We start from the raw sequence: 1,657 nt of genomic DNA on the forward strand, positions 1-1,657 counted from the left end.
GGCGGGACCACGAATGCGTGGGCCCGCCGCGCCCCGGCGCGTCCGGCGCCTGAACGCCGCGTCCGGCAGCCCGTCAGGGGCCGGCGCGGGTCAGAACCAGTGCAGGCAGTGCGGCGGGCGCTCGGCGCGGAAGAGGGCGTCGGCGAGAGCGGCCGCGCCCGGGCGGTGGGCCCGGACGTGTCCGGCCCGCACCAGGGTGCTCGGGGCCGTCCCGCCCAGGTAGACCGCGCCCAGATCGCGCACATCGAGGGACAGGTCGGGCTCCCGGTCCGTCGGCACGCAGTCGGCCTTGCCGTCCCGGACGGTGAGCAGGTGGCGGCCGTGCTCGCCGAGGAACGGGTCGTCCACGTCGAGGACGAGTTCGCCGTCTGTCGACCAGCCGCGCGAGGTCAGTGCGCGCGGGATGTCCAGCAGCCGCACCCAGAGCCAGTCGGTGTGGTCGCTCAGCTGCCCGGCCCTGAAGTCGGCGAGCTGCCAGCGCAACGGGTGCTCCGGCGGGACGTGCTTGAACACCACCTCGGTGACCAGGTCGTGCCCGAGCACGAACCGGGCCAGCGCGGTGTGGACGGCGTCGTCGGTGGCGATCACCTCGTCGACCGTCAGAACGTTGTCGTCGCCGCGGGAGTAGCTGGCGTACCCGTCGGGCACGCCGTCGGCGCCGCGGTGGACGGCGACGTAACGCGGTGCCGGGGCGATCGGGGGCTGGCCTGCGCCCAGCGCCCACCAGTGGGGCGGCCGGTTCAGCGCGCCCGGTTGGAGGCGGCGGTAGCGGTCGTAGACCTCTTCGAGGATCCCGCCGCACTCGGCGCGCCGCAGCAGTTCGACCGTGCCGGTGTCCGCGCCGGTTCCCGTACCGGTGCCCGAGCGGGAGGGCGCGTCGGTCACCGCGGCGCCGGAGCGTCCGCCGGCCGGGGGCGGGACGAGGGCGGCCCGGGGCGGGACGAGGGCGGCCCGGTGGCGCGGAACCGTCAGGCGCTGGGTGTACGTCGCGGGACCGTAGCCGAACCTGCCGTATATCAGGGCCTCGGAGGCCAGCAGGACGGACAGGAGCTCCCCGCGGGCCCGCAGCTCGGTGAGCTGATGGCGCATCATCGCGGTGAGCACGCCCTGGCGGCGGTGCGAGGGCAGGACGCCGACGCCGGTCACGCCGGGGGCGGGGACGATCGTGCCGCCGGGCAGGGTGAGCTCGAAGGAGTACGCACCGGCGGTGCCGACCGGCCGCCCGTCCGCCGCGAGGGCGAGCAGATTGCGGTCCATCTCGGCCGCCGACCACCAGACCCCGCCGCCGTCCTCGGCCGGAGCCTCCGGAAAGCGTGCGAAGGCGGCATGGAGGGTGTCGACGTAGACGTCGCGGTCCCGGTCGGTCGTGGAACGGATCTCCATGGGAGTTGCTGCCTCCTGTGGCCACCGGCACCACCCGTCGTGGCGCCCCGCACAGTCCAGTCGCCGATCGACGGCAGGGTCAACCGAATTACCGCGCGGGGAGGGCGGAGAAGGGGCGCTAGGCGTGCCCGGTGCGGGCGGTTGAGCCCGGCGGCCCGGGCCGCCCCCCCCGGGGGGGGCCGGGCGGGGGGGCCCGGGGGGCCGCCCGGGGGGGGCGGCCATAAGAGGAAGACACCACAAAAAACCAAAAAACCCAAAAAAAAAATAAGTTTAG

At 74.8% G+C, this 1,657-nt stretch carries 1 protein-coding gene; it reads right to left on the minus strand.

What is annotated here, in order from left to right:
* Nucleotides 1-90: 90 nt before the first annotated feature.
* The gene (locus ABT247_RS33390) at nucleotides 91-1,383 is read right to left on the minus strand and encodes a GNAT family N-acetyltransferase (protein ID WP_350750354.1); all 1,293 of its coding nucleotides are present in this window, start codon (nucleotides 1,381-1,383) and stop codon (nucleotides 91-93) included.
* Between the last annotated feature and the right edge of the window lie 274 nt (nucleotides 1,384-1,657).

Origin of the sequence: Kitasatospora sp. NPDC001539, assembly GCF_040298565.1 — a bacterium.
In the GTDB taxonomy this organism is placed as follows: Bacteria; Actinomycetota; Actinomycetes; order Streptomycetales; family Streptomycetaceae; genus Kitasatospora.